The sequence below is a fragment of the Methylobacterium sp. WL120 genome, assembly GCF_008039465.1.
Classification (GTDB): domain Bacteria; phylum Pseudomonadota; class Alphaproteobacteria; order Rhizobiales; family Beijerinckiaceae; genus Methylobacterium; species Methylobacterium cerastii.
In genome coordinates this window covers 1-3,491 of the sequence record NZ_VRUT01000273.1, presented here as the reverse complement: position 1 = coordinate 3,491, position 3,491 = coordinate 1, and the positions used below count along the sequence as shown (strand labels likewise).

The following is a 3,491-nucleotide window of genomic DNA, read 5'->3' as shown; positions in this document are numbered from 1 at the left end:
CGTGGCTGCGCGAGAAGCTCGGCCTGGTCAGCCGCAAGAGCAAGCTCGCCGATGCGATCCGCTACGCCCTCTCGCGCTGGGCCGGCTTGAGCCTGTTCCTCGACGACGGCCGGGTCGAGATCGATTCAAACGTCGTCGAGCGCGCGATCCGGCCCCTGGCGCTGAACCGCAAGAATGCCCTGTTCGCCGGCTCGGACGGCGGCGGCGAGCACTGGGCGGTGATCGCCTCGCTGATCGAAACCTGCAAGCTCGTCGGCGTCGAGCCGCACGCCTACCTCACCGACGTCGTCACCCGCATCGTCGAGGGCCACCCGCAGCGCCGTCTCGACGACCTGCTGCCATGGGCCTACCCAGCCATGCCAGCCCTCAAAGCCGTGGCCTGAAAACAGCGCTTACGATCGACGAACGCGTCGGTGCATTCCTCGACCGCCCCATCGAGGGTGAGTGGCCCTATCTCTAGATCGACGCCACGTACGTGAAGGTGCGCCAGGACGGCCGGATCGTCTCGGTGGCGGTGATCGTGGCGGTCGGTGTCAACAGTGGCGGCCGTGGTGAAGTGCTCGGCATGGACGGGGGTCCGTCTGAGGCCGAGACGTTCTGGACGGACTTCCTGCGCAAGCTCGCCCGGCGCGGTCTGCGCAGAGTCAAACTCGTGATCTCGGACGCGTACGAGGGCATCAAGGCCTCGTTGGCCAAGGTAATGAATGCCATCTGGCAACGCTGTCGCGTGCACTTCATGCGCAACGTCCTCGCTCATCCGGGTCGCTCGGGCCGCCGCGTCGTCTTGGCCTTCATCGTCACCGCGTTTGCCCAGGACGACGCTGATGCGGCACGTCAGCAATGGCGACGGGTGGCCGATCAGCTCCGGCCGAATGTGCCCAAGCTCGTTGCGCTGGGCGTGTCGCAAAATCGGATCTGAGACGCGGAACGACCTCTGCCGTCCCGCTTTCACGCTTTGTTCGCCTGGGGAAGCCCGAAGCAGAACGCGAGTAGCTGGTTCTGTTCGCGCACCGTCCATGCGCCGACGAAGCCGAAGCCCTTGCGCAGCCAGAGCATGGCCTCGAAGCCTTGGATCGTGCGGCGCGCCGTGTTGAACGAGCGGAAACCACCCACCCGCGGCATCGACCGCTTCACCCGGAAGTGATCGCCCTCGATCCCTTGCTGCAGGTGCTTGGTGACGTAGTGGGTGGGTTTGCCGGGCAGCAGTCCCTCTTTTCGGCTCTCGGCGATGGCCGGCGGATAGGTGCCGGCCCCATCCGTACCGATCCGGTCCGGGGCCAACAGCGGTTGATCCTGCAGCATCTTGCGGAAGAACCGCTTGGCCGCGTCGAGATCCCGGTTTGCGGTCAGCAGGAAGTCGACCGGACTGCCGTGCTTGTCGACGGCCCGGTAGAGGTAGCGCCACTCACCGCGCACCTTGATGTACGTTTCGTCGATGCGGACCGAGCCGCAATGCGCCTTGCGGAAGGTCCGCAGCCGCTTCTCGATCATCGGCGCGTAGGCCAGCACCCAGCGGTTCAGGGTGCTGTGATCAACCTCCAGGCCACGCTCCAGGAACAGCTCCTCGATGTCGCGATAACTGAGCGGGTAGCGCAGATACCAGGCGACGGCCTGCACGATGAGCGCCGCCTCGTAGTGCCGGCCTTTGAAGTCGGCCTTGGCGCGCTGCTTCAGCTTGGCAGCGATGGCAGACAGGATCATGGGCCGGCTCCAGGGCGGAGGCGGCAAGCTGGTCAGGGATGGCTAACGATCCGTGAACGAGGGCGCATTCACGTTTGCGACAAGCCCATCATGCTGCCTGTGCCTCCTGGGGCACCGGCTCAATGCCGGCCAGTTCGGCGCCGATCTCGGCAAGCAGGGTCTCGCTCTCAAACCGAGCTTGAAGGTTGGCCCAGAACTCGTGCGAGGTCCGGAAGTACCGAGCCAGCCGAAGCGCGGTGTCGGTGCTGATCCCGATCTCCTCCCGCACGACGCGCTCGATGCGGGAGCGGGGGAGGCCGAGCGCCTTGGCAACCGCGCCCGCACTGAGGCCGAGCGGGACCATGAACTCCTCACGCAGGATCTCACCGGGGTGGAGCGGCGGAAGCGTCTCTAACTCCGTTGCGGCCTCAAAGGCCTGCCGCACGTCTGCGATGCTCTCGATGGTGTTGGTCATGCCGCCCGGTCCCAACCAGCGGTTTCAGGGGAAGGGCGCGTGCGCCCTCAGTGATAATCGGTGAACTCGATCTGCCTCGCGCCTGCCTCGGTCCACACGAAGCAGATGCGGAACTGGTCATTGACGGCGATGGCATGTTGCCCGGCACGATCCCCCTTCAACGGGTGGAGCTTGTTGGACGGTGGTGCTTTCAGGTCGTCCAGGGCCTTCGCGGCAACGACGGCTGCGATCCTGCGCCGGGCAGCCTTGAACAGGTCGGCGGGGAACCGCTTCGGGCAAATGCTCCTGTGAACCGATTCTGTCACCTTGTCCCGGAACTGGTTCATTGCTCCGCCCGTGTTGCGCTCGGTAATACATGCATCATCCGATGCAACATGGAAGTCAAGCAGATTGGTGTCATTCAGTGCAACACATCCTTCCGTAATGAGGAGGGGCGCCGGGGGGCGCCTCTTCCATGTACGAAGGGCTTGAACGGTCGCGGTGTGCTCAGCCCCATGGAGGGGCAGTGCGATGGCGGTCGATCATGATTGCGGGAGCTTCTGCAATTCGGCAGCGCCCGGAAGTGCGTGGGCCGGCTCTTGACGAATGCGACCCAGGCCAACGGAGCCATAGTCAGGTCGTATGGCTGCGCGGGAACGACGAGGACCGCGAGGCAGAGGCGCCGGAGATCCTGTTGCCGGTCGTGACGGCCGAGCGTGTCGTGATCCCGTTCGCGGCCCTCCCCTGGGGCGGCTCGGGCAACGTCGTTGCGGCTGCCGGCGTGGCACTGCTCAACATGGTCGGGGCGCGCTGATGCCGACGACGCGTCCTCCGATCCGCTAGCACCGCGGCTGGCGGTGCGCTCGCTCTTACCGCACCGATCCCGTCGTCTCGACCTCAGCCCGTGAGACAACGGAACTCGCCTTGGTGAGGGACGGCGTGGTGGTCAGATCAGAGACAGCCCGGACGTTCGCCGTTGCACGAGCCTGCTCACGGTAGAGCGGCGGGGTGAGATTGGTCCGCTCATCTGCTATTGCTGCACCAGCGAAGGTGGTGAAGGCGAGAGCGCTAAGAGCAAACGCACGCATGGACATAGTCGTGATCCCTCAGGGTTTTTCCAGGGGCTTCGCCCCGCTTCGGGAGGGAACATGCATCGCACTGCAACATGCATCAAACAGATTGGATCGATAGTAGATATCGATACGATCAATGATGCGGATGGCACTCAAACTGGCCTGCCTCCTGAAAAGTGGTCCTCCCTGAGGTATGGCTTCGAGCCATGTGGAGGATGTTTTCATGGGACGGAAGAAGCATACGGCTGAAGAGATCGTCGCCAAGCTACGCCAAGTGGATGTTC

At 64.3% G+C, this 3,491-nt stretch carries 6 protein-coding genes and 1 pseudogene; 2 read left to right on the top strand and 5 right to left on the bottom strand.

Annotated features, from left to right (window positions below; translation table 11 throughout):
• The coding region (locus FV229_RS26020; protein WP_147754693.1) for a transposase at positions 1–383 on the top strand (383 nt) is incomplete at its 5' end.
• Between the two features lie 14 nt (positions 384–397).
• Positions 398–895 (top strand): annotated as a pseudogene (locus FV229_RS26015) (transposase); the annotation flags it as partial.
• Between the two features lie 53 nt (positions 896–948).
• Here FV229_RS26015 and FV229_RS26010 read toward each other — a convergent pair.
• The 5 genes from FV229_RS26010 to FV229_RS27845 all read right to left on the bottom strand — a co-directional run.
• On the bottom strand, positions 949–1,701 hold the full coding sequence (locus FV229_RS26010) for an IS6 family transposase (protein ID WP_147754692.1): 753 nt from the start codon (positions 1,699–1,701) through the stop codon (positions 949–951).
• Between the two features lie 88 nt (positions 1,702–1,789).
• Positions 1,790–2,155 carry a HigA family addiction module antitoxin gene (locus FV229_RS26005; RefSeq protein ID WP_147754691.1) on the bottom strand — a complete coding sequence of 122 codons (366 nt, stop codon included), beginning with the start codon at positions 2,153–2,155 and terminating at the stop codon, positions 1,790–1,792.
• Between the two features lie 47 nt (positions 2,156–2,202).
• Entirely contained in the window at positions 2,203–2,481 is a 279-nt protein-coding gene (locus FV229_RS26000; RefSeq protein ID WP_147754690.1) for a type II toxin-antitoxin system RelE/ParE family toxin, read from the bottom strand.
• A gap of 522 nt (positions 2,482–3,003) precedes the next feature.
• A complete protein-coding gene (locus tag FV229_RS28330) occupies positions 3,004–3,228 on the bottom strand; it encodes a hypothetical protein (protein WP_147754689.1) in 225 nt (74 codons plus the stop codon).
• A 12-nt stretch (positions 3,229–3,240) separates the two neighbouring features.
• The coding region (locus FV229_RS27845) for a hypothetical protein (protein ID WP_210246629.1) at positions 3,241–3,491 on the bottom strand (251 nt) is incomplete at its 5' end.